Annotated in this window: 22 protein-coding genes and 1 pseudogene; 15 read left to right on the forward strand and 8 right to left on the reverse strand. The window is 50.1% G+C overall.

The genetic code is table 11. The features are described 5' to 3' along the window. Window positions 1-34: 34 nt before the first annotated feature. The 5 genes from NOC_RS07410 to NOC_RS07430 all read left to right on the forward strand — a co-directional run bounded on the left by NOC_RS07410 (window position 35) and on the right by NOC_RS07430 (window position 4,703). On the forward strand, window positions 35-220 hold the full coding sequence (locus NOC_RS07410) for a hypothetical protein (protein WP_036497301.1): 186 nt from the start codon (window positions 35-37) through the stop codon (window positions 218-220). A gap of 16 nt (window positions 221-236) precedes the next feature. After that, entirely contained in the window at window positions 237-1,448 is a 1,212-nt protein-coding gene (locus NOC_RS07415; RefSeq protein WP_002808549.1) for an RNA-guided endonuclease InsQ/TnpB family protein, read from the forward strand. A 235-nt stretch (window positions 1,449-1,683) separates the two neighbouring features. After that, on the forward strand, window positions 1,684-3,924 hold the full coding sequence (locus tag NOC_RS07420; protein ID WP_002809443.1) for a DNA methyltransferase: 2,241 nt from the start codon (window positions 1,684-1,686) through the stop codon (window positions 3,922-3,924). Between the two features lie 3 nt (window positions 3,925-3,927). Next, window positions 3,928-4,452, forward strand: coding sequence for a hypothetical protein (locus tag NOC_RS07425; RefSeq protein ID WP_002810535.1), 525 nt, complete (start codon window positions 3,928-3,930; stop codon window positions 4,450-4,452). A 2-nt stretch (window positions 4,453-4,454) separates the two neighbouring features. Then, window positions 4,455-4,703 (forward strand): hypothetical protein, encoded by a 249-nt coding sequence (locus NOC_RS07430; RefSeq protein ID WP_244860112.1) that lies wholly within the window; start codon window positions 4,455-4,457, stop codon window positions 4,701-4,703. Between the two features lie 79 nt (window positions 4,704-4,782). Here NOC_RS07430 and NOC_RS07435 read toward each other — a convergent pair whose 3' ends face one another. From NOC_RS07435 to NOC_RS07450, 4 genes are all read right to left on the reverse strand, one after another. Beyond that, window positions 4,783-5,436: a PIG-L deacetylase family protein gene (locus NOC_RS07435; protein WP_081430960.1), complete on the reverse strand. Its 654-nt coding sequence runs from the start codon at window positions 5,434-5,436 to the stop codon at window positions 4,783-4,785. Then, a complete protein-coding gene (locus tag NOC_RS07440; protein WP_011330637.1) occupies window positions 5,399-6,013 on the reverse strand; it encodes a hypothetical protein in 615 nt (204 codons plus the stop codon). Before NOC_RS07440 ends, NOC_RS07435 begins: the two co-directional genes overlap by 38 nt. A gap of 289 nt (window positions 6,014-6,302) precedes the next feature. After that, entirely contained in the window at window positions 6,303-6,827 is a 525-nt protein-coding gene (locus NOC_RS07445; protein ID WP_002808828.1) for a urate hydroxylase PuuD, read from the reverse strand. 232 nt (window positions 6,828-7,059) lie between these two features. Beyond that, window positions 7,060-8,685, reverse strand: coding sequence for a CAP domain-containing protein (locus NOC_RS07450; RefSeq protein WP_002808685.1), 1,626 nt, complete (start codon window positions 8,683-8,685; stop codon window positions 7,060-7,062). A 475-nt stretch (window positions 8,686-9,160) separates the two neighbouring features. Between NOC_RS07450 and NOC_RS07455 the strand changes: the two genes are divergently transcribed. The 3 genes from NOC_RS07455 (at window position 9,161) to NOC_RS07465 (ending at window position 12,283) form a co-directional block, all read left to right on the forward strand. Then, window positions 9,161-10,639, forward strand: a complete 1,479-nt coding sequence (locus NOC_RS07455) for an AAA family ATPase (protein ID WP_002808719.1) — start codon at window positions 9,161-9,163, stop codon at window positions 10,637-10,639. A gap of 22 nt (window positions 10,640-10,661) precedes the next feature. Then, entirely contained in the window at window positions 10,662-11,642 is a 981-nt protein-coding gene (locus tag NOC_RS07460; protein ID WP_011330638.1) for an alpha/beta hydrolase, read from the forward strand. 95 nt (window positions 11,643-11,737) lie between these two features. After that, window positions 11,738-12,283 (forward strand): peroxiredoxin family protein, encoded by a 546-nt coding sequence (locus NOC_RS07465; protein WP_002808627.1) that lies wholly within the window; start codon window positions 11,738-11,740, stop codon window positions 12,281-12,283. On the opposite strand, the gene NOC_RS17355 is transcribed toward NOC_RS07465, so the two are convergent. Further along, complete coding sequence (locus NOC_RS17355) at window positions 12,240-12,536, reverse strand: hypothetical protein (protein WP_147094479.1); 297 nt, start codon at window positions 12,534-12,536, stop codon at window positions 12,240-12,242. The two genes, NOC_RS07465 and NOC_RS17355, sit on opposite strands and share 44 nt — an antisense overlap. Before the next feature lie 246 nt (window positions 12,537-12,782). On the opposite strand from NOC_RS17355, the gene NOC_RS07470 reads away from it, so the two are divergent. From NOC_RS07470 to NOC_RS07485, 4 genes are all read left to right on the forward strand, one after another. Continuing rightward, window positions 12,783-13,163 carry a hypothetical protein gene (locus NOC_RS07470; protein ID WP_011330639.1) on the forward strand — a complete coding sequence of 127 codons (381 nt, stop codon included), beginning with the start codon at window positions 12,783-12,785 and terminating at the stop codon, window positions 13,161-13,163. Window positions 13,164-13,261: 98 nt separating this feature from the next. Beyond that, window positions 13,262-14,530 (forward strand): NADP-dependent isocitrate dehydrogenase, encoded by a 1,269-nt coding sequence (gene icd, locus NOC_RS07475; RefSeq protein WP_002810500.1) that lies wholly within the window; start codon window positions 13,262-13,264, stop codon window positions 14,528-14,530. Window positions 14,531-14,548: 18 nt separating this feature from the next. Then, window positions 14,549-15,730 carry a class I SAM-dependent methyltransferase gene (locus NOC_RS07480; RefSeq protein ID WP_002809414.1) on the forward strand — a complete coding sequence of 394 codons (1,182 nt, stop codon included), beginning with the start codon at window positions 14,549-14,551 and terminating at the stop codon, window positions 15,728-15,730. A gap of 63 nt (window positions 15,731-15,793) precedes the next feature. Further along, entirely contained in the window at window positions 15,794-16,861 is a 1,068-nt protein-coding gene (locus NOC_RS07485) for an endonuclease/exonuclease/phosphatase family protein (protein WP_011330640.1), read from the forward strand. On the opposite strand, the gene NOC_RS07490 is transcribed toward NOC_RS07485, so the two are convergent. Next, window positions 16,858-18,012, reverse strand: coding sequence for an AI-2E family transporter (locus NOC_RS07490; protein WP_002810079.1), 1,155 nt, complete (start codon window positions 18,010-18,012; stop codon window positions 16,858-16,860). The genes NOC_RS07485 and NOC_RS07490 overlap by 4 nt on opposite strands. Before the next feature lie 214 nt (window positions 18,013-18,226). On the opposite strand from NOC_RS07490, the gene NOC_RS07495 reads away from it, so the two are divergent. Together NOC_RS07495 and NOC_RS07500 are read left to right on the forward strand one after the other, a co-directional pair. Continuing rightward, window positions 18,227-19,168 carry a DnaJ C-terminal domain-containing protein gene (locus NOC_RS07495; RefSeq protein WP_002809805.1) on the forward strand — a complete coding sequence of 314 codons (942 nt, stop codon included), beginning with the start codon at window positions 18,227-18,229 and terminating at the stop codon, window positions 19,166-19,168. 6 nt (window positions 19,169-19,174) lie between these two features. Further along, complete coding sequence (locus NOC_RS07500; RefSeq protein WP_011330641.1) at window positions 19,175-19,489, forward strand: chaperone modulator CbpM; 315 nt, start codon at window positions 19,175-19,177, stop codon at window positions 19,487-19,489. Window positions 19,490-19,702: 213 nt separating this feature from the next. Here NOC_RS07500 and NOC_RS17875 read toward each other — a convergent pair. After that, window positions 19,703-19,987 (reverse strand): annotated as a pseudogene (locus tag NOC_RS17875) (DDE-type integrase/transposase/recombinase); the annotation flags it as partial. Between the two features lie 404 nt (window positions 19,988-20,391). Here NOC_RS17875 and NOC_RS07510 point away from each other — a divergent pair. Then, window positions 20,392-22,119 (forward strand): DUF885 domain-containing protein, encoded by a 1,728-nt coding sequence (locus tag NOC_RS07510; protein ID WP_011330642.1) that lies wholly within the window; start codon window positions 20,392-20,394, stop codon window positions 22,117-22,119. A gap of 121 nt (window positions 22,120-22,240) precedes the next feature. On the opposite strand, the gene NOC_RS07515 is transcribed toward NOC_RS07510, so the two are convergent. Next, the gene (locus tag NOC_RS07515; protein WP_011330643.1) at window positions 22,241-22,783 is read right to left on the reverse strand and encodes a DUF4184 family protein; all 543 of its coding nucleotides are present in this window, start codon (window positions 22,781-22,783) and stop codon (window positions 22,241-22,243) included. Window positions 22,784-22,940: the final 157 nt, after the last annotated feature.

Genomic DNA, 22,940 nt, shown 5'->3' on the forward strand with positions numbered 1-22,940 from the left:
AGCAGCAAGCGATTTGCGCTGAAGGAATACAGGGATGTATGACGCCCCCCCAGCGGGCGTGCGAAGTGAAACGGCGCGCCGAGCGCGAGGGCCGCATAAAGTGATGTTGGCGGCGGGCCTGTCTGCGTGCGACGCACAGGCGGGCAAAATTCGCGGTATACTGGGCGCGGTTGAGCGGTGCCTGGAAACACCCCTCAACCACTTGCCACCGACCCAATAGGAAAAGTATTGAGGCCATGACCGAGCCGGATTCTAGCAAAATACAGCGAAGCTACAAGTTTCGCTTCTACCCCACCAGCATCCAGCGCCAGCAACTTGCCCTTGAGTTTGGCCATGCCCGCTGGGTGTGGAATACCTGTCTGACCTGGCGGGGCCGTCAATACCGGGTGCACGATAAGCGCGTGACTGGCGTTGATTTTAGCCGCCAGCTCACGTTTCTAAAAAAGCTAGGGGCTTACGCGTGGCTGGGCGAAGCGACCCGCGATGGCCTCATGCAAAAGCTCCGCGACCAGGACAGGGCCTTCAGGAACTTCTTTGCGGGTCGGGCCAAATATCCCAAGTTCAAAAAAAGAGCCCATACCCAAAGTATCCGCTACTGCTTCGATCATCGCCGCAGGGGCAAGATGAAAGCGTGGATAGAGGGTAAGCTCGTTCTGCCCAAGCTCGGGGCGCTCAAGCTCAAGGGGTCCCGCAGGCCCCAGGGCGTCCCCAAGATGGTGACGGTCACCCAGGACGGTGCGGGTCGTTATTTTATCTCCTTCATGTGCGAAGAGACGATCCAGCCGCTGCCGCGAAAGCCAAACGGTATCGGCGTGGATCTCGGCGTGAAGGATATTGTCGTGACTTCCGAGGGCTGGAAGTCAGGCAACCCACGGCACCTCAGGAAAATTCAGCGTGGATTATCCCGCAAGCGCAAGGGTAGTCATCGCTGGCACCGTCAGCGGATACGGGTCGCCAAGGCCCACGCCAGGGTGAGCAATACCCGTCAGGATTGGCTGCATAAGCTCAGCACGGTACTGATTCGCCAGGCTGGTTTCATCGCCATGGAAGATTTGAACGTCAGGGGCATGATGGCCAATAGACGGCTAGCCAAGGCATTGGGCGATGTGGGCATGCACGAACTTAAACGCCAATTGGCATACAAGGCTAAGTGGTATGGCCGGGCGTTGGTGCAAGTGGATAGGTGGGCGCCCACCAGTAAAACGTGCTCGGCATGTGGCACGGTGATCGATGTCATGGCGCTCAAGGTTCGCGAGTGGAGGCGTATACCCACTGGAGGTGGTCGCATGACCGCCAAAGGACGCCCGCGAAACGCGAATGGCAGCAAGGCGAGTGAGGCTGCCTGCCTGTGCGATGCACGCAGACAGGTCGGGAACAAGCGAACGAGACTTAGCCGCAAACTCCAATATTCTTACCATCAGCTTGCTGCTAGAGGAGACGTTACGTAACCACCACTCTAGCCGGCATATTTTGTGCACTTTGCATCCATCCTCTGAGATTCCACGGTGGCAATGGGCGGTGTCCATGGCTTACTTTTTTCATCAAATAAAATCAAAATGCGCCTATTCATAGCGCAACTTAGCTTGTGATGGCACCACCTAATCTAATGGCATAGCATCAAGGCAGGTTAGTGCCACAAACTCACCCTTGTACGATTTGGGATTAGTCTAAACGCAAAACATAATGAAAGTAGTAAGCCAGAAAACCCGGATATCTCGTAAGCTCGCTGTCAATCCTTCAATGCTTGAAGAAGATAGGCCGGACACAATAGATATATCGGTGATACCAGGCCCTCGTGGTCTAGAGGACGATAAATTTCCATTTGAAATGCTCAGTGATATTGCCGAGCGTGAGAGTTGGCGGAAGGAAATCAATCGGCCCTTATCTCATATTCATAAATGGTGGGCGCAGCGATTAGGAACAGTATTTCGAGCAATGACTATCGGTGCACTTGTACCGAAAGGCTCTAATATCATTGACCTTTTTTATAAGCCAGTACGCATAAAGGACGCTATTGTTTTTGATCCCTTTATGGGCAGCGGTACGACCATCGGCGAAGCGCTCAAGCTTGGAGCGCGGGGCATCGGTCGGGACATTAATCCCGTGGCCTACTTTCTCGTTAAGAATGCTCTTTCCATTCATGATCGCCCGGCAATCCTTGCCACTTTCCGGGATATAGAACGTGATGTGGTAAGTAAAGTGCGCCCACTCTACCAGGCAACCCTCCCTGATGGGACAGTGGTTGATGTTCTTTATTACTTTTGGGTCAAAATAGTTGACTGTCCAGCCTGCGCTGAATCTGTTGATCTCTTTTCATCATACATTTTTGCACGGCATGCCTATCCCAAGAAATTCCCGAGAGCGCAGGCTGTGTGTCCCACTTGCGGGGCAATCAACGCTGTCCGCAACGATGCACAAAAAGCATATTGTCATACGTGCAATAGGGCGTTTAATCCGCAGATTGGGCCTGCTAGTAGGCAGAAAGCCACGTGTCCCGCCTGTGCTCACGCCTTCTTAATTGCCAAGACGATTCGGGCGACTGATCGGCCGCCAGCTCACCGACTTTATGCCAAGCTTGTTCTCATGCCTGATGGAGCAAAGGCCTACCTGCCAGCTACGGATGAAGATCGGGCACTTTATGCACAGACAAAAGAGACTCTAAATAAGTTTAAGAATGCCTATCCGATTGTCCCGATTGAGCCCGGTTACAACACGAACCAAGCGCTTGGGTACAATTACCGCTACTGGCATGAAATGTTTAATGTACGGCAGTTGCTGGGCTTGTCTATTCTCGCCGACCGCATTCGTCAGATACCCGATACCATTCTCTGCAACCTATTTACATGCTTACTATCAGGCGCACTTGAGTTTAATAATATGTTTGCGTCCTATAAAGGTGAGGGTACGGGCGCAGTCCGGCATATGTTTGCCCATCATATTCTAAAGCCGGAGCGTACTCCCTTGGAGGCAAACCTCTGGGGCACGCCTAAAAGTTCGGGTTCTTTCTCAACCCTATTCGAGGGGCGGATCAAGCGGTCGCTTGATTATGCCGAAAACCCGTTCGAGCTTCGCCTTTCCAATAGGAGCGGGAAGAGGATTAGCGAGAAGGTGTTCGGACTCTCCGAAAAGATCGGTTTTTCGATTGCCGATAGCTTTTCTTCCTTTGCCGCAGGGAAGCGTGTTTATCTTTCCTGTGCCGATTCAAGCGCGACCGACCTGCCCGAGCACTCTGTTGATGCTGTCCTTACTGATCCCCCTTTCTTCGACAATGTTCATTACTCCCAGCTTGCTGATTTCTTCCACGTCTGGCAGCGCCACATTCTTGGTTCTAATGGGTATCGGCAAGACTATACCACTCGCTCAAGGAATGAAGTTCAGAGCGCTGAAGTGAATGCCTTTACTGATCGTCTCACCGCAGTATGGATTGAAGTACATCGTATCCTTAAGGATGACGGCATATTGGCGTTCACCTACCACCATTCCCGCCCGGAGGGTTGGCGTTCCGTCCTACACGCTCTTATGGCTGCTGGGTTTGGGATCACGGCTGCTCATCCCATGAAGGCTGAAATGTCAGTCGCCATGCCGAAGCATCAAGCCAAGGAGCCGATCAATCTGGATATTATCATCGTCTGCCGTAAGCGGTCACAGCTTCAGAGGCACTGCTGGAACGGCGATTTATGGGAAACAGCCATGCCTATCGCTGCTGAGCAGATTCGCCGGTTGCGGGAGGGAGGACGGCGGCTTAGTCGAAATGATGTTCGCGTCATCGTCATGGCGCAGATCTTAAGGCGGCTATCTGTCTCTCACACGGTAGAAACAGCTTTAACTCTGCTTGACGCCTGTAGTGCCGAGACTGAAGCACTTATTGAGCAACTCTATACTGCCGATAAGGAGAGAACAATCAGCAACAAGATGAAGGAGTAACTTGTGTCGAAAGCTTCCACAATTTTCAAGAAATGTGTTCGGGCCATTCAAAACGGAGAGCTTATCGAACGCGAAGGCCGCAACGATAAGGAGTTTTACTTTCAGAATTGGTTTCAGAAGAGATTAGAGGCACTCAAGCTAAATTTTGATTCTCCTGGTCGTAACACCTATCCGGATTTCCGCCTTGTACAGCATACGGAAGGATACGAGCTAAAAGGTCTTGCCTATCCAGGACGTGAAGCTGACTATGATTGCAATAGTCAGGTTCCATGTGGTGAACACAATGGACGCCAGGTGTATTATGTTTTCGGGCGATACCCTGTTAACCCGGATGGCAACAGTTATCCCGTGCTCGATTTCGTTGTATGCCACGGCGATTTCTTGAATGCGGACAACTGTTATGTCCATAAAAAAAAAGTTTTCGAGGCTTTGGAAGCTACGGCGATATCCTTGTGCGTGATAGAAAGATGTACGTTGCGCCAACCCCATTCGCACTGGCGAAAGGAACTTCGCATCGACGTACATTGATCTTGCCTATAGACCATCCTGTAGATGATGACCTTATTGAGGTAGGTACGCTAACTCGTCGTGAGGTTAGCCAAGTTGTTGTCGCTTACAGCTTCGATCTTCGCAGCAATGAGCTTGAAACAACGCTTGTTGCCAATCCCAATGCAGGCCGAGAGCATATCTTTAAGGCTTACCGGATTGAGGGTGATCCTCTCGATCCTGTCTCTCTTCGGGAACAGGAAAAAGTTATTGCAGCTCAGAAGGTAAAGTAAGCTAAGTAGATGCTTGAGAGGAGAGACATGGCAGGTACCTTTGTTTTGCTTATAGTTACAGACCAAGAATAAGGAAAGCCTATAGCTTCATGGTAAAAAAAACTTCCGCAAAGACTCCTTGAGGGGTGGTTTGTTGCGGATCGGCAAAGACCGCCCGCCACCGGTTGAGGCCCAAAATACCTTCCCCATAAGGAATGGAGGCGAGCTGGCTTTTATGTTCTCCTATCGCCTGCATTTTTTTCCCTATCTGATCATCGATATATTCCAGGCGATCCCAGCGGGAAAATAATCCCCAAACCTCGTAAGCCCATAGGGCGTCTATGAATAGGGGTGTTTCTTCGATACATTTTCGGGTTAGTTGCCCCGCTAGCCGGTGGGTAGGATGCCGGTCCCAGTGATCGTGGAGGGAATAGACCTCTTCAGGGCGAAGTTGCTTGATGAGCTCGCTAAGCCGCTCCTTTGCTGAATGGTAATGGGAAGTATTTTTTAGATCAGGGAGAGCAAAGAAAATAACTTCTTTGATTCCTAGCACTCTCGCTGCTCGAGTGGCCTCCTGCTTACGAATTTCCACCAGGGTTTCTTCCGGCCAGCCAAAGGGATTGGGGCTCCTCCTCCCATCAGTTAAAATGACCGAGGTAATATGGGAACCTGAGGCCGCTTTCTTGGCCGCAGTACCTCCCATTCCGATTTCCATGTCATCCGGATGGGCGCTGATGATCAGAATTTGATTCATCTTTTCGGGGTCCCTTTTCCAGGCGGGGAGGATTCGGTCCTGAAGTCTCCACCTCGATAAGTTCCATGGGTTTACGCTGAGCCAGGTTTTTTTTAGCTGCTTTCCCCTTTAGGGTTTCTTGGCGGGCCCGCACTGCATAGCCGGTTAGGGCGCCGCCAGCGGCCAGCAGGGTCAAGATACCAACGGTAAAAAATTGTAGAGTAAGTAACCCTACCCCGACAGCCGCTGCTCCAACGACGGCTGCGCCCACCTTGAAATTAGCTTTGGCGTGGGCGCGGTTGGTTTCTTTTACAATACGCTTATGGGTTTGTTCGAATACGCGGCTTTTTTCTTTTTCCGTAGAGACGAGAAGCTGTTCCCGTTCTTGAAGCAGCTTTTCCTTCATTCGCGCCAAGGCATCTTTTTTGATGTGATTAGCGATGGAAGCGAACCAGAAAGCCGTCATAAAGCTGGCAATTAATGCAAGCAGCCCATAGGGTAGCCAGTTAGTTCCTGGATTCTCCAGGAAGGCGAAAACAAGGATGGCGGTGGCCACTTGAATAATGATAATTCCCGGGAGAAACCTGAGCATTGACATATAGGGTAAACCTATCGGGATAAAAATCGGCAGAAGTAGACGAAGCGGTTATCTGGCGAATAATCGATCCGTGTCTTAATAAATCTCATTATAGAGTATCCGGGAAGCTATTTCCGAGATCGGCCTATGCAAGCATAGGCTGCGCTGAGAAATTGCCCAACTTCCATGGCAGTAGGCGCGTTGTTAGGGATCATCGCTGCTGGATGGGGGAGAACGGATCTATTCCTTCCACCGAGTAGGGGAAAACCTAGCCTAGGCAGGCGGCTTAGTCTAGGTCTTCCGATACTCCTTAAAATGGCAGGCCGTGAGAGGCGCTCCCCATAAACAAAAGCATGGGCACGGATAATAAAGTATTGCTCCGGGAGGCGAGAAACGCTACTCGCTTGGCCTTGGCTTTTTCTTCCTCAGTGGCGACAACTAAACCTAGCACTTTCTTCTGATTAGGCCAGATGAGAACCCAGACATTAAATAGCATGATCGTCCCTAACCAGGCGCCCATTCCAATGGTAGTCAGGGCTATATTGTTGGCGCCTATACCCAAGGTAAATGCGCCATGTAAGCTATAGTGGGGCGCCGCCATTAAATAATAAGCCCCGGATAGCCAAGTCACCAGCGCCGACCACCTAAACCACAATAGGGCGCGGGGGGTGATGTATTTGCCAATAGCGGCTGGGCCGGGTCCTCCTTGGTCCTTGGCGGCTTCCGCCGCGGCGGGTGCCTGTACAAAATTAAAATAGTACAGTAGCCCAATCCAAGTAATACCCGCGAGAAAGTGCAGCCAGCGATCAAGGGCTAATGAAGTTATCGATTCCATAAAGTCATCTCCATAGGGTTTTATAAAAACGCTTAACCGCCTGCTATCGTTTTAATGATGACAATCAACACCCCCGTTAGGATAAACCCCGAAACAATAGTGCCTGGAATAGAATCTAATGGGTTCATTCTTTTCTCCCTTGTTCATGGATTAACGGCAGTTTTCTTACAAGTTAGCAATTTACCATGGTAGCTGCCAGCCATGTAAAATTCCTCTGCACGAAGAACATAGCCTAGCGGCATCCTAGAGTTAGAGTCCAGTAGTGCCTATAGGTGCTTCTTCCTTGATAGGCATAACCCACGCCCAATTCGCAGTAACTGGCGTTTAAGATATTACGCCGATGTCCAGGGCTATTCATCCAGCCAGTAAGCACTGCCTGGGGCGAGGAATACCCTGCGGCAACATTTTCTCCTGCCGTGCGAAACCGATAACCCGCATCGGCCATCCGGGTAAATGGACTTGAACCGTTTGAGCCCCTATGGCTGATAAAATTGTTTTGAGCCATATCTTTGGAATGTCCCTTTGCGGCAGCGACAAGAGCACTATGGATCTTCAGGGAAGCAAGATTATGCTTTTGTCGTTCTTGATTAATCAGCTTTATAAGCTCCTGCTCGGCGGGAAGAAGATTCTGGCTATCGGTAGTGTCGTTATTATTAGCAGCCTCCGTTACTTCAATGGTGATTTGGGTGGAATCTTTGCTGTTTTCATTATCGATGACCGTTAGGGTAACTACATGGGCCCCTGGCGTGTCGTAGGTGTATTCGAGATTTGGACCGGTAATGATTTGGCCGTTATCAAATTCCCAACGGTAGTGTTGAATAAATCCATCCGCATCCTGACTATTGCTGCCATCAAGCGTGACGGTGAGCGGTAGGGGGCCTTTCTGGGGATTGGCATTAATCACTGCTTGCGGAGGTTGGTTAAAGGAAGGCCCGGCGGCTTTTATTTTAAAAGCGGTAATTTTGGCAACGTTTTGGCCGATGTTGACATCACTCGCAATAAAAACAGGGGCTTCATCTTCAAATGCAGTGGGAGCTTTCAGGATGTCTAAGCTGTAAGTTCCGTTTTTTAGGGAGCGAACAAGTGCGATTTCATCCTCTGAATCATTATCGAAATCACCCACGGCAAGACCATCCGGTATAATATCCCTACCGAGGTCGCTATAGCTAAGTAACGGTGGTCCGAGGCTATCGGAAAGAGAAGAGGGAGGTGAGTAAATTTCTACTCTAACCGTGCCGTTTCCATTTTTTTGGGCGATGACCAACTCGCTTTTGCTGTCACCCGCCATATCACCAGCGCTGAGGCCAATGATGTTATTGCCAATATTCGCGGCGCCCGCAATTGCCAAAGCATTCCCCCGGCGGCGGGTGGGAAGATCGTAAATGATGAGTTGATGGCTCCCGTTTTGAAGGCGCTTAATGACAGCTAGCTCTTTTTCAGGATCGGAATCGCAATCGCAGAGGGTGGCAAATTGGACATTTCTCTCCAGAGACCTATCATCCGCCAGCAAGCGGAAAAACAAGGCGCCATCTTCCGGCTTGACCGTATAGAGATAAAGGCCGTTACTTCCAAATCTTCCATGAGTGAGGAAAATAAATTCATCGCCTGCTGCTCCACTGACATTTCCCGCTGCAAGGCTTGCAACATTTCCAAAAATCTGGACATCTTGAAAAAGCTTAGCCTCTAACCTGTTTTCGGGGGCAAGCGGCGGGGTATATACTTGAAGCGTTAGTCCCCGTCTATTAACGTTATCTTTTATGATGGCTAATTTCTCTTCTATGGCAAAAGCAACCGTTGATAAGGAGCATAATGCTGATATAAAGAAAGCGAAGCAAAGCATTCTTCGATTGAGATACATGGAGATCCCCTTGGTTTAGAAATAAAGTTTTTAATAGTTTTATGGATACGGATTGTGGTTAGCACGATCTGAATCCAGGCGTTGGAGGTAATAACAAAGCAAATAATATGCCACTTCATAATCTTATTGCTTTTCCCCTGCGTTCCGCGAGTCTAAAGATTAACTGCGGTGATAAATAGAGTCGCTATTTGGCGACAAATTATTGCTCATAGTGCTGGGTAGGTAAGTCGTTAGGGGGGAATTTCTAGTCAATTGTACTCCCCACTGTTTTGGGAACGGGGTGGTCTGGTTTATATAAAACGGCGCTTCATGCTGATTCTGAAGTCTATCCAGGAAGTTTTCTGCTGCTAGTGCCTAGTTTTTGAGGCTGATAAAAGGTTGCTGGCGGGAAAGCCTTCCTCTGGAATCTCTCTTCAGACTCCTTTTTGGGTTACCGATAAATTCCACGGAAATGGATGACGTAAAATAGGCCCCCATGAGCGATCACTACGATATCGAACTGCTGATTAAATCCCACATTCCCATCATCGTTATTGAGACTCATGAAGAGCTGCGTGCGGTAGATTTGCTCATGCAAATTGCGCGGCGCGTAGCTAAACCGACCTTTAAATGGAGCGTGACGGAGGGTCTGAAACGTATGGATTTGGATTATGCTCCTCAACGCCATAATAGCAAGCCCCTTGACGTACTGCAGCATATTAAGGCGGTCTCTTCGCCGGGCCTTTTCATTCTTGCGGATTTTCATCCTTATTTGGAAGACCCGTTCCATGTGCGCCTGTTGAAGGATATCGCCTTAACCGCTGAAACTCGGAGCCATACGCTAGTATTGTTGAGCCATCGTCTCAATATTCCACCAGAATTGCACAAGTTCTCAGCCCGTGCCGTGCTAACCTTGCCAAACCCATCGGAATTAGACAATCTTGTGCGGGAGGTCGCCAGGGAGTGGTCCCAAAAGCACAACGGCAAACCGGTTAAAGCTGATCCCCAGACGCTTCGGATGTTGGTGAGTAATTTATCGGGTTTGACCTACAAGGATGCTAAACGGTTGGCCCGCAATGGGATCTTTAATGATGGAGCAGTGACCCCCATCGATTTGCAACGGGTGATGAAGGCGAAGTACGAGCTTCTCAATCAAGCAGGGGTGCTTACCTTTGAATATGAGAGCGCGCATTTTGCTGATATTGGTGGTTTCAAGCGGCTTAAGCATTGGCTAGAACAGCGCCGCGACCCCTTAATAAGCGGCTCTCAATCTTCTCCGTTAGCAGTGCCGAAGGGGATTTTATTATTAGGGGTGCAAGGATGTGGAAAAAGTTTGGCGGCAAAGGTGGTTGCGGGGACGTGGGGGATTCCTTTGTTGCGGCTCGATTTTGGCGCACTTTATAATAAATTTTTTGGCGAGACCGAGCGCAACCTGCGCGAGTCTCTCAAAATGTCTGAAGCGATGGCGCCTTGCGTATTATGGATTGATGAGATTGAAAAGGGGGTGTCCACGGAGGGTTCGGATAATGCAACCTCCCGCCGGGTGCTAGGGACTTTATTAACTTGGCTAGCGGAGAAAAAAGCGCCGGTATTTATGGTTGCCACCGCCAATGATATCGAAGCCCTGCCGCCGGAACTGATCCGCAAAGGCCGTTTTGACGAGATATTTTTTGTGGATTTACCGGATCAAGTAGCCCGTGAAGCGATTTTCCATATCCATTTGGGCAATCGAAATGCGGAGATGGGGGTGATTGATATTCCCCATCTTGCCACGATGAGCGAAGGGTTTTCCGGTGCGGAAATCGAACAGGTGGTTGTTTCCGCCTATTATTCCACCCATGCTCAAAGTTCTGTTCTCGATACTCAGTCTATTGCCGCGGAAATTGCTCTAACCCGGCCGCTATCGGTCACGATGGCAGAGAGGATCGCCTACTTGCGGTCCTGGGCGGTTGAGCGGACCGTACCTTGTGATTAACCAGCTGCTTTTAGGACGGGCGATGTTCTCTCGTATACTGGGAGTGGGACTACCATTGATGTTAATGACCGCCTGCACGCCTTATATTCAACGCACTGGGGAATCGCTGCAAAGTCCAACGCTGGAGACGATGCGGTTTATTGCGGCAGATGGAGAATCTCTTCCTATGCGTATCTGGCTGCCGGAGGGAGAGCCCCATTCCATCGTTATTGGGGTTCATGGCTTTAATGATTACAGCCGTGCTTTCGCCAAGGTAGGTGCATACCTAGCGCAGCAAGGAATCGCTGTTTATGCCTATGATCAGCGGGGATTTGGGGCCACGCAACAGCGGGGAAGGTGGCCAGGCGTGGAGTTGCTTGTCAAGGATCTCCGCGGCTTTATCCAAGCCGTGGGCACCCACCATCGAAACCGCCCCCTTTATCTTTTAGGCGAAAGCATGGGGGGGGCCGTTGCCATGGCGGCTTTAGCGGGCGATGATGCGCCCTTGGTGGATCGCTTGATCTTAGTTGCCCCGGCAGTTTGGGGCGGGCAAAGTCTGAATAGTTGGTACCGATCGCTGCTTTGGGTGTCCGCCCATACATTGCCCTGGTTGAAGGTCACTGGAAGTAGTTTGAAGATTAAAGCTTCGGATAATAGGGAGATGTTAAAACGAATGCGGGCTGATCCCCTGATTATCAAAGAAACCCGGATCGACGCCCTTTATGGCATGGTTCAACTTATGGATAAGGCCCGGAAGATTATCCCCCAAGTTCATATGCCTACTCTGGTGTTATATGGCGGCCAGGATCAAGTGATTCCTGAACGGCCCATTTGCCATCTCCTGGAGGAGCTTCCTGGTCCCCACTCGGTGGCTTTTTATCCCACGGGTTACCATATGTTGTTGCGGGACCGAGAGGCTGAACGGGTATGGCAAGATTTGGTGGAATGGTTGCAGGTACCGGTTTGGGCGTTGAGTTCCCGCATTCCCGCCAGGTGCCTGCCGCTGCTGGCTCAAACCGGTTAAAAAATCGTGAGGCCGATAAATTGCTTGCAGGGAACTCACCCTGGCATAATTTATTTATTTACCGGAAATTAAGAGAGAAATTTGGAGAATAGACTATGCGCGCTAGTGGAACTTTAGCTCCTGAGTGGAAGGTAGCCCAATGGTTTAATACCCAGCAGCCGTTGCAGCTAGCTGACCTTCGAGGGAAGGTCGTGGTGATGCATGCTTTTCAAATGCTTTGCCCAGGGTGTGTAGTGCATGGTTTGCCCCAGACCCAGAAAATTTATAATGTTTTTGACGCCAATGAGGTTGTGGTGGTGGGTTTGCATACGGTGTTCGAGCACCATGAGGTCATGACTCCCCAGGCGCTTGAAGTCTTTATTCACGAATATCGTTATACCTTTCCCATCGGTGTCGATCAGCCAGATGGGCAATCAGGGTTGCCACTGACGATGCGTGCCTATGGGATGCGCGGGACTCCCAGCCTGATCTTGATTGATCATAAAGGCCGTCTCCGCAAGCATAGTTTTGGCCGCGACGATGATATCCAGGTAGGGGCGGATATTGCGACCCTTGTTAGTGAAGCGAAAGCGGCGCCCCTGGCTGAAGCAGAGAATGCTAGCGGAGGCGACGGTTGCGATGAGGACAAGTGCACGGCCTAGCTTGCGGGTGGCAGGGGGGCGCCAGGGCCAGCAAAATCGTGCGCTTACTGGCGCCTTTTACCTCTGGAGAGGCGCTGATGCGGGCAGCAGCCATACGCGCCCCCGCAATATTGCGTGCGGCGGGCCCCAGTTCAAGTTCGGTAAGCGGCTGCCCCAGCACTCGAAATGGTGAATCGCCGAGTGGTAAGGCCCACCGGTTATTGTCCGCCGTGGCGACTTCAATTATAGCGATGGTGTTGGTGGAGCAGGCCACCTTCAGGTTCTTCAGGAGCCACGACATCCCGGATAGATAGAAGAGGGGTTAAAAGTCGGTTTATTTTCTTTTCTCCAGCTAGTAAATCCACCTCGCTTCTAATAACACTCCATGGTTGATGAATACCCTAAATAGCGGTGAATACACCGCCACAGGCTAGGGTTAGTTGCTATCAAACCGCTTAACGTCTCCTTGTTTTTCAAGTTTCATTTATTTTTACCTATATATCTTATGGAGGATTTTATCATGCCAAAAAATAATTATCGTTACTATGTTCAGGATTTACATATCATTGATTCCGAGAGCACTCCACCAAGGCAGGTTTATATCCGAGAAATATTGGATAGTACTAGCGCTGAGTTTAGAATGTGCAAGCTTAGTGCAGAAGAAAGGCTAAATATTATTGCTGAATTAGGATTGGATCATTTAACGCGAATACTGCATGAATGTTATAAATCTAAAGGGGTAGAATCAATGCCGAGCTATAATGCCGAGCAGGACAGCGGCTTTGCCTTTTTGAATCTTCGGAAAACGGCTGGTGAAATTGATCAGCATGAATACGCACACCTACTTAAGGCTTTAATAGGCATGCCTTCTCCTTCATCTAGCCTACGCCGGGATCAATAATAAGCGCCTATCGGCGGGAAGCTGGGCTCGCGTTATACTTAGCAAAATTTGCTGTGCTGTACGGCAAGCTGTTTTACCTATAATTTAAGGAATCCCCTATGGCTTATGACAAGATTTCCCTTCCCTCCGATGGTCAACCTATCACCGTTAAAGAGGACTTTAGCCTTGAAGTTCCCGCCCGCCCGATCATTCCTTTTATTGAAGGCGATGGGATTGGGGTGGATATCACTCCGGTAATGCGCCAGGTCGTTGATAAAGCGGTTGCCGTGGCCTATAGGGGAGAGCGCTCCCTGGCCTGGACCGAAGTATATGCGGGGGAAAAGGCAACGCGTATTTACGGCGCCGATGAATGGTTGCCGGCGGAGACCTTGGATGCTCTGCGGCAATTTGTGGTGTCTATCAAGGGACCTCTCACTACGCCAGTAGGCAAGGGTATCCGTTCTTTAAATGTGACGATTCGCCAGGTATTGGATCTCTATGCTTGTATCCGACCCATCCGTTATTTTCCGGGGACGCCAAGCCCTCTGGCCGATCCTTCCCGCACCCATATGGTGGTGTTTCGTGAGAATACCGAAGATATCTATGCCGGTATCGAGTGGCCAGCCCAATCGCCGGAGACGAAAAAGGTTATTGGATTTCTGCGGCAAGAGATGGACGTGGAGAAAATTCGTTTTCCGGAAAGCTCCGGCATTGGCATTAAGCCGGTATCCCAGGAAGGCTCCCAGCGTCTGATCCGTAAGGCCCTACAATACGCCATTGATAATGATCGCCGTTCGGTGACTCTGGTGCACAAAGGCAACATCATGAAGTTTACCGAAGGGGCCTTCCGTGACTGGGGTTATACGCTGGCCCAGGAAGCTTTTGGCGCCCGCCCCATTGATGGGGGTCCCTGGTGTGAGTTCGCTTCTCCTGAAAGCGGAGAAAAAATTATTGTCAAAGACGCCATTGCCGACAACTTTCTGCAGCAAATTCTGCTCCGTCCCGAGGAGTATGATGTCATTGCCACACTTAATCTCAACGGGGATTATATCTCCGATGCGCTAGCAGCCCAGGTGGGGGGAATTGGGATGGCGCCGGGGGCGAATATGGGGGATAGGGTTGCCGTGTTCGAGGCGACCCACGGGACTGCGCCTAAATATGCAGGCCAGGATAGGGTCAACCCTAGCAGCATTATTCTTTCGGGGGAGATGATGTTGCGCCATCTCGGCTGGAATGAGGCGGCTGATCTGATTATTCAGGGTATTTCGGATGCCTTGGCTACTAAGACGGTGACCTATGACTTGGCCCGATTGATGGAAGGCGCAACTCAAGTCTCGTGCTCTGGCTTTGGGACGGCCATTATGAAGCACATGGTAGATCCTGCTTAGCTGTTGTTTCCGCTACCTATGGAAAATAGGGACTCGACGGAACAGCAATTGCGTACCGAAGCCGATGCCCTGTGCCGGGATCATCGCTTCAGGCGGGCGATTTGGGATCACTTTCAGCGGCCAGGTAATAAAAGCATGGGGATGGCGCTCAATACCGCGATCCATCCCAATGATCAAATGCTTATCCATTCACTGCGCCACCATCGGGATCCCAATGCGGCCTTGAGTCAGTATTACAATGTGGCGCTGCAGCAACATTTTGCCGCCCAACAGATTCTGCAAGCCTTTTTTCCAAACCCTGGGCCAGATTTCGCTTTTCTAGATTTTGCCTGTGGATTTGGCCGGTTAGTTCGATTGCTGACTCTCAGTTTGCCCGCAGCTAATATCTGGGTCGCGGAAATACAAAAAGATGCCCTTGCTTTTGTCACCCAAACATTCAATGTTCAGGCACTGGAGTCCAGTGCCAGTCCGGAGCAATTCCAAGCCGGGAGGAAATTTGATTTTATTTGGGTGGCTTCTCTTTTCTCCCACCTGCCGCCAGGGCTATTCCAGCGCTGGCTGGAGCGGCTTCTGTCCTTGCTGAACCCAAGTGGCATTCTCTGTTTCAGCGTCCATGATCAAGCGCTTTTGCCTGTGGGAGTCGGCCTGCCGGAGGTAGGTATTCTATTTAATCCCCACAGTGAAAATGCTGAATTGGACCCTAAAACGTATGGTACCACCTTCGTCGGCGAAGATTTTGTAAAGCGTGCCATCCACGAGGTAAGCGGTGAGGGCCATCCCTATTTTCGTATTCCCAAGGGGTTGGCCCAGGAGCAGGATCTCTATGTGGTGGCTAAATCTTCGAGTTTGAATCTATCAGGATTGCAAGCCTTTCGTTATGGTCCCTGGGGCTGGGTGGATGAGCGGCGTATTTTAGAGTCGGGTGAGTTATATCTGCGTGGCTGGGCTGCCTCTCTGGATGATGGGGTATTGCCTGCCGTTGAGATCAAGGTCAATGGAACTTTTCATCGCTGCCCTACCGGGTTGCAGCGCAAGGATGTCTGTCAGGTTTTTAGGGATGATCGTTTAGAATCCGCTGGCTGGGAGTTTAGCTATCCGCTGGATAGTAAAATACGGGAAGTTTGGGTAGAAGTCACGGCGAGGACAATTGCTAACGAAAGGGCCTTGCTCTACGGAGGAAGCCTTTCCCGTTCAAGCTGACTGAACGGCGAGAGATAAAAAATCAACGCTCCTAAAAAAGGTGTGCGGTAGAGGAAATTCATCATGAAAATGATACTAATAATACTTGCTCTTGTGCTTATTATTGCCACCCTTACGCCTCTGATTCGACGCCATGAATGGTGGATACGTGTCTTTGATTTTCCCCGGTTGCAAATCCTAATTATGGGCTTATTAGTGTTTGCGGTTTTTTTCTTCTTGTGGGATAAACAAAATATATTTGAAGGGATAACGCTTGTTGTTCTCGCGGCGGCGCTTCTCTTTCAGGGTTATAAAATACTTCCCCATACTTTCTTTGCGGCTAAGCAGGTCCGCGGTACCTCTGCTGACACGCCGGGCAATACGATTTCTTTACTGATCGCGAATGTGTTGATGGGTAATCGGAATGTTCAGCGCTTCTTGGCAATAGTGCGGGAGGCTGACGCTGACGTTGTATTGATGTTAGAACCAGATCAATGGTGGGAGGAACAAGTTCGGGAGTTGGAGGTTAAATATGCCTATACCGTAAAAAAACCTTTAGATAACCGCTATGGGATGTTGTTGTATTCCAAATTTGAACTGGTAGCTCCCGAGATAAAGTTTTTGCTTAAAGAAGGGATTCCTTCTATCCATACTGAGGTGAAATTGCCTTCAGGACAGTTAGTTCGGATGCATTGTCTTCACCCGGAACCCCCGTCTCCCACGGAAGCCGACACTTCTGTTAATCGGGACGCGGAGTTGCTGATTGTGGGTAGAGAAGTAAAAAATAGCGAACAGCCAGTGATTGTAGCGGGTGATCTTAACGATGTCGCTTGGTCCTATACTACCACGCTTTTTCAGAAAACAAGCGGACTACTTGATCCCCGCATCGGCCGCGGGATGTTTAACTCCTATAATGCCAAGCATCCCTTAATGCGCTGGCCTCTTGACCACCTTTTTCATTCAGAAGATTTTCTTCTGGTAAGGATAGCCCGGATGCCGGCCTTTGGGTCCGATCATTTTCCTATCTATATTAAGCTTAGTCTTAACTCCAACGCCGAAAATCTCCAGGAGTCGCCTGAAGAGCCGGATGCCGAAGATAAAGAATTTACAGCGGATACGCTCCAAAAGGTAGAGCAGAAAGAAGAAATTTAATCTTCATAGGAGCCTTTTCCCATCAGTTCGCCGAGGGACGTTAGATTTTCCACATGATCGCAGCAAACTTTGATGATGATCAGAATGGGGGTGGCGACAATGAGTCCGATAGGTCCCCATAGCCAGCCCCAAAATAGGAGACCTATAAAGACCACAACGGCATTGATGCTGGAGGTGCGGCTGGTCAACCAAGGGGTAAGCCAGTTGCCTTGAATGCCAGTAATGAGGAGAGAGGCAGCGCCTACCCCAAGTCCCATCGTGATCGTGCCAAATTGCACCAGGGCCACGATTGTGGTGGCGGCGAACACCACGGCCGGCCCCAGGTAGGGCACCGTGCTTGCTACCCCGGCAATGAGTCCCCAAAGCGCTGCTTGTTCTAGCCCAATCCATAGGAAGGCGCCCCAAGTGGCTAGCCCCACGAAAACGCCTGAAATCACCAGCACAAATAAATGGCGGCGGATCTGCATGTTAATATCATCCAGGATTTGCACCGTCACCTTTTTTTCGGAGAGGGTGGGGCCTGTGATCTTCACCAGCTTGCGTTTGTAGGTATCGCCAGAAACCAAGAACAACAGCACCAGCATGACGACTGTGGCCAACTGCGCGAGGAAGGCCAAAACCCCCAGTGAACCCCACCAGACATATTCTCCCAGCTTGAGTCCTGGCTCCACGATTTCCACCTTCATGACTCCCGGCTTGCTAGAGGTAGCGTTGTCATCTGCGGATTTAGTTGCTTCTTGTATTTTTTCTGCGGCCTCCTGAACTTTTTTGATGACTCCTTCACGGGAGTCGGCGGGTTTAACTTGCATGGAATGGCGTAGCGTTTGCACCGCTTGGGGGATCTTATCCAGAAGCACCATAGCTTGGTCTCTAAGGGTATAGCTACCATAGCCCAGGAGTCCTATAAACAGCATTACCAGTAGCGTTGCCCCCAGCCAGCGGGGCACTTTAAGCCGTTCCAGGGCGCTGACTATGGGGTCCAGGGAATAGCTTACTAATATGCTGAACACCAATGGCACCAATACTGCCTGGGTCCACTGTAACATCAGGATCGTGGCAAATAGAGCGAGCAGCGCCAGCGCGGTGCTGCGGACATCAATGGGTCCGGCTACTGCGGAGGAGGGCGACGATTCTTGGGAATCTGATGGCATCGTATGGCGGTTATTTATGGTGAAAATGACAACTGTAACAGATAAATCGATAAAATTATTGCTTATATCCCCCTAGTATATTCTACGGGTAAGGAAATTTTCTGTTCTTTTGCCAATATTCAGATTGACTATCCGCGCAAGGCTCTGGATGATCGTGTCAAGGTCTCCGAGCGAGACCATCCAGGTGGAAATGCAAGGGGATAGATGAGGCATCATGGAATTTAAAGACTACTACCAAATCATGGACATCAAGCGCGATGCCACGCAGGATGAGATCAAGCGCGCCTACCGCAAGCTGGCGCGCAAATACCACCCGGACGTCAGCAAGGAGCCGGAAGCTGAGGTGCGTTTCAAGGAAGTTGGCGAGGCTTACGAGGTGCTCAAGGACCCGGAGAAACGCGCCGCCTATGACCAGTTGGGCGCCAACTGGAAGGAGGGCCAGGATTTCCGGCCGCCACCAGACTGGGATCAGGGATTCGAGTTCCACGGTGGTGGTTTTACCGGGGGCGATGCTGAACAATTTAGCGATTTCTTTGAGAGCCTGTTCGGGCGCGGCGGGTTTGGCGGGCGCAGGCAACGCGAGTTTCATGCCCGGGGGGAGGATACTTACGCCAAGATCCTGATCGATCTGGAGGACGCCTATCAGGGTGCCACTCGTACTCTCACCCTGAAGCATTCTGAGCTGGGACCCGATGGCCGGCCTCAGCTCAAGGAACGCATGCTCAATGTGCGTATCCCCAAGGGTGTGCGCCAGGGGCAGAACATTCGTCTAACCGGGCAGGGCGGTGCCGGTGCCGGCAAGGGAGGCGCTGGCGACTTATATCTGGAAGTCGAGTTCAAGCCCCATCCCTTCTACAAAGCCGAGGGCAAAGATATTTACCTGAACCTGCCGGTGGCGCCCTGGGAAGCGGCATTGGGCGCCACAGTCAAGGTGCCGACGCCTTCGGGAACCGTTGACTTGAAGATTCCTCCAAACTCATGGAGTGGGCGTAAACTGCGCCTCAAGGGCCGCGGCATTCCCGCTAAGGAATCAGGGGATTTTTATGTGGTACTGGAGATTGCTTTGCCTAAAGCGGATACCGACAAGGCTAAAGCGGTCTATGCGGAATTTGAGAAGGCGCTCGGCTTCAATCCACGCGCCAGACTGGGAGTGTGATCTGACATGAGCCATGAATTGATGAACTCGTTAACAGGCGAAATCCTAGAAGAGGATGTGGAGCTAACTCTAGCAGAACTATGCCGGACCTGTCAGGTAACGGCCGAGCGGGTATTTCAACTGGTTGAGTACGGTGTGGTTGAGCCACAGGGATACCGGCCTGAACAGTGGCGCTTTCGTGGTGTCAGCGTGCGGCGTATCCGCTGCGCCCAGCGTCTGGAGCAGGATCTGGAGGTCAATCTTGCTGGTACCGCGCTGGCCCTGGAGCTGTTGGACGAATTGACGCAGCTACGCGCACGGCTGCAAAGGCTTGAAGATTAGAGCCCTTTCCTTTGACCGGCACTGTTGCAAAAAAATTGCTGCGCGTATTTTTGAGCAAAAGATCAATTTTCGTAGATTCTCACGATGGTTGTACGCGGCGTATTTAATGTGTCCTGAGAGGCATGGCTTCAGATCAGGATTTTTGCTTATTTCATCCTGAAGGGTTTGCATAGCTTCTGCCAAGACATTGGCTCCCAGACCAAACGTTCTTTCGATCAGCCGCACTTCTCCCTTGATTCCGTTCTGGAATCGTCCAGCACGAAACTGCCTTTTTTTCAAAGCCCGCATGATTTCAAACCCTTTGATCGTGGCAAGGGCGGTTTTCATGGATTTAAATCCGAGCGTCGCTTTTATCAAGCGTTTGAGCTTTCCGTGATCGGCCTCGACAATATTATTGAGATATTTGACCTGCCGATGTTCGGTGTCATGCGGGCACTCGCCTTCTTTTTTGAGTTCATCAATGGCAACGCCGTAGCATCCCGCTTTGTCCGTATTGATCTGGAAGCTGTACTCCCCCTGCCGGCTGGTTTCGAAATTCGAGCGTGCGCTCGAATCCCATATTGACGGGGGGGGCCAGGTTATCAAGACTCAATGTAAAGCGGTATCGGTGCGCCCCGAAAACACCGGGATTGAATCCGTCGGAACTGCTAGTAGCAACACAATAGGGGGTTGTGTTGGCTAAACCAGAGTCTGACCTACTGTTGCAGGAGGAAATTCAATAGGAAGTTAGCCGCTGAAGATTTATTAAAATCTACTTCTACGAAGAGATATGGTTTTAACAGTAGGAATATTCGATAAAATAACATAAGTGCTATTCTAGCTCAGGCCGGCGTGATGATACGGTGTCTAGGCTCGTCTTGGTGAAGGGTGGCAATTTTATAATAGATAATAAAGGAGCCAAAATGAGAAAAAATTTTTCTCCTTTTTTAGGGAGTGCAGTCCTTTTATTTTTGACTTTATTGTTATTATTCCCAGGCATTCCAGAGACACGAGCAGCAGAAAATAATACTCATTGGGATGCGTTTGTTCACAATTTTGTCGAAAAATATTTTGCTGCCAATCCTGACTTTGCGGTACGTGCCGGTCGACATGAATTTGATGGCAAGTTGCCTGATTGGAGCCCCGAAGCGCTTGCTAAAGAAGTAGCGCGACTGCGGTCGGAGCGCCAGCGGGCGCTTGCTTTCGAGGTTGCTTCCTTAACAGCAAGCCAGCGTTTTGAACGTGATTATTTGGTTGCCTGGATTGATAAGGATCTCTTCTGGTTGGAAACAGCGGAGTGGCCCTATAGAAATCCGGCATTTTATACCCAAGAACTTGATCCTAATGTTTACCTAAGCCGTCCTTATGCCCCCTTAGAAGAGCGTATGCGTGCTTATATTGCTTATGCTGAAGCTATTCCTGCCGCAGCCAAGCAAATTCGCCATAACTTGAGAACCCCACTGCCCCGAACCTATGTGGATATTGGCGAGAAGGTGTTTGGGGGACTTGCCGCCTACTATGAACGAGATGCGCCCGCCATTTTCAGCACTGTGGAGAATGAACGGCTACAAAGAAAATTTCGGGCAGCCAACCGGCATGCCATTCGCGCGATGAAGGAATTGCAGCAATGGCTGCAGACCCAGCGGACCAATGCCACTAGTGACTTTGCCTTAGGCGCGCCTCTTTTTCGTGCTCTATTGCGCGAGGCTGAGGGCGTGAAGATTTCCCTTGAGCGGCTAGAACAAATAGGGCGCCAAGATCTTAAGCGTAATCTTGTCGCTTTACAGAAAGCATGCGGTAATTATGCTCCTAGCAAAACCGTATCGGAATGCATTGAAAAAGCACGAGCCGTAAAACCTGAGAAAGGTCCTGTCGAAGAAGCTCGCCGCCAGCTCCAGAAACTTAAGGAGTTTGTGATTGCTAAAGATTTAGTGACTATTCCTAGTGCCGAGCAAGCCCAGGTGGCCGCCTCTCCCCCTTATATGCAATGGAATTTTGCTTATATTGACATTCCTGGCCCTTTTGATAAAGGGCTGCCTGCTATTTATTATGTGGCGCCTCCTGATCCGGCCTGGTCAAAAGCGGAACGGGAGGACTACCTTGCGGATAAGGCGGACTTACTATTTGTATCGGTGCATGAAGTTTGGCCAGGCCATTTTCTACAATTTTTGCATTCCAATCGGGTTGCCTCCCCCTTAGGAAAACTTTTTGTGGGTTATGGTTTTGCTGAGGGCTGGGCCCACTATGTGGAAGAGATGATGTGGAAAGCTGGACTAGGTCATGGCGACCCGGAAATCCATATCGGCCAATTGCTTAATGCCCTATTGCGGAATGTGCGTTATTTGTCCGCGATAGGATTGCACACTCAAAGGATGACTTTGGAAGAGTCGGAGCGCATGTTCCAGGAATTTGCTCATCAGGATGTAGGTACGGCAAGGCAACAGGCAGCGCGGGGAACGTTTGATCCAGCTTACATCACCTACACCCTAGGGAAATTGATGATTAAGAAGTTACGGGAAGAATGGACCGCTACCCGAGGAGAACGCGAGGGATGGAGGGTATTTCATGATAAATTTCTTTCCTATGGTGGGCCGCCTATCCCCTTAATTCGGAAAGAGATGCTTGGAGAAAATGCGGGTCCTGCTCTTTAAAGGGGGGTAAATTAAATATTAGTCTTCTTGGTTTGGAGAAAATGAGTACTCGCTGGCCTTGAAGCATTCATTGTTTCTAACTAAGGGAACCTCAATGACGTTAAAGGAGTGTAGATTGCACTTATCCTTTGTTCTTTTCTACACGTGTTGGGACTTCCCTTGTTTCCCATAATAGCCATAAAACGATAATACCGAGTGCTCCGCAAATAATGCAAAACATATGCAGGTGAAAATTGCTAATAGCCCCCCAAAAGCCATTGATTAATGAGAAAGGGGCAAAAGGCTGTATATCGGCATGCATGATGCTATCCATCAGGACATGGCTATAGGCGCCAAATATGGCTGCTGTAGCTGCTGCCTTCCATGAAATTCTGGGTGTGATATAAAGCCAGTGATAGTGTTTTTCTTTGAGTCGAGCATTCCATAATCCAATTCCCCATTGACATAGCGGTCTTCCTATTAGGATGGCGAGAAAAGCGATTAAAGTAGCTCCGATATAAGTATGCAAAAATCGGTGGACAGGGGATTCATTCTGAAGCAAAAAATAGAATGCCTCCATATCAATGGCCAATTGGGTAAAAACAAACACGGGAAAACTAAAATATTGTGGTACGACAGATTTCATCTGTACGCCTAGACCAAGATGTATGATAGTAGCTGGCATGGTATAATCCCTCGGAAATAGTATTACGGTATAAAGCAATCGCTTTCCTTAAATTTTTACACTGAGCATAAGGAGTTGACAACCTTTAAATGATAGGAAATGTGCAATAGCGCCGTAGTTTTTTGGAGATAAACGCATGCCCATTTTTCAGATCATG

It is taken from the genome of Nitrosococcus oceani ATCC 19707, from assembly GCF_000012805.1.
Classification (GTDB): domain Bacteria; phylum Pseudomonadota; class Gammaproteobacteria; order Nitrosococcales; family Nitrosococcaceae; genus Nitrosococcus; species Nitrosococcus oceani.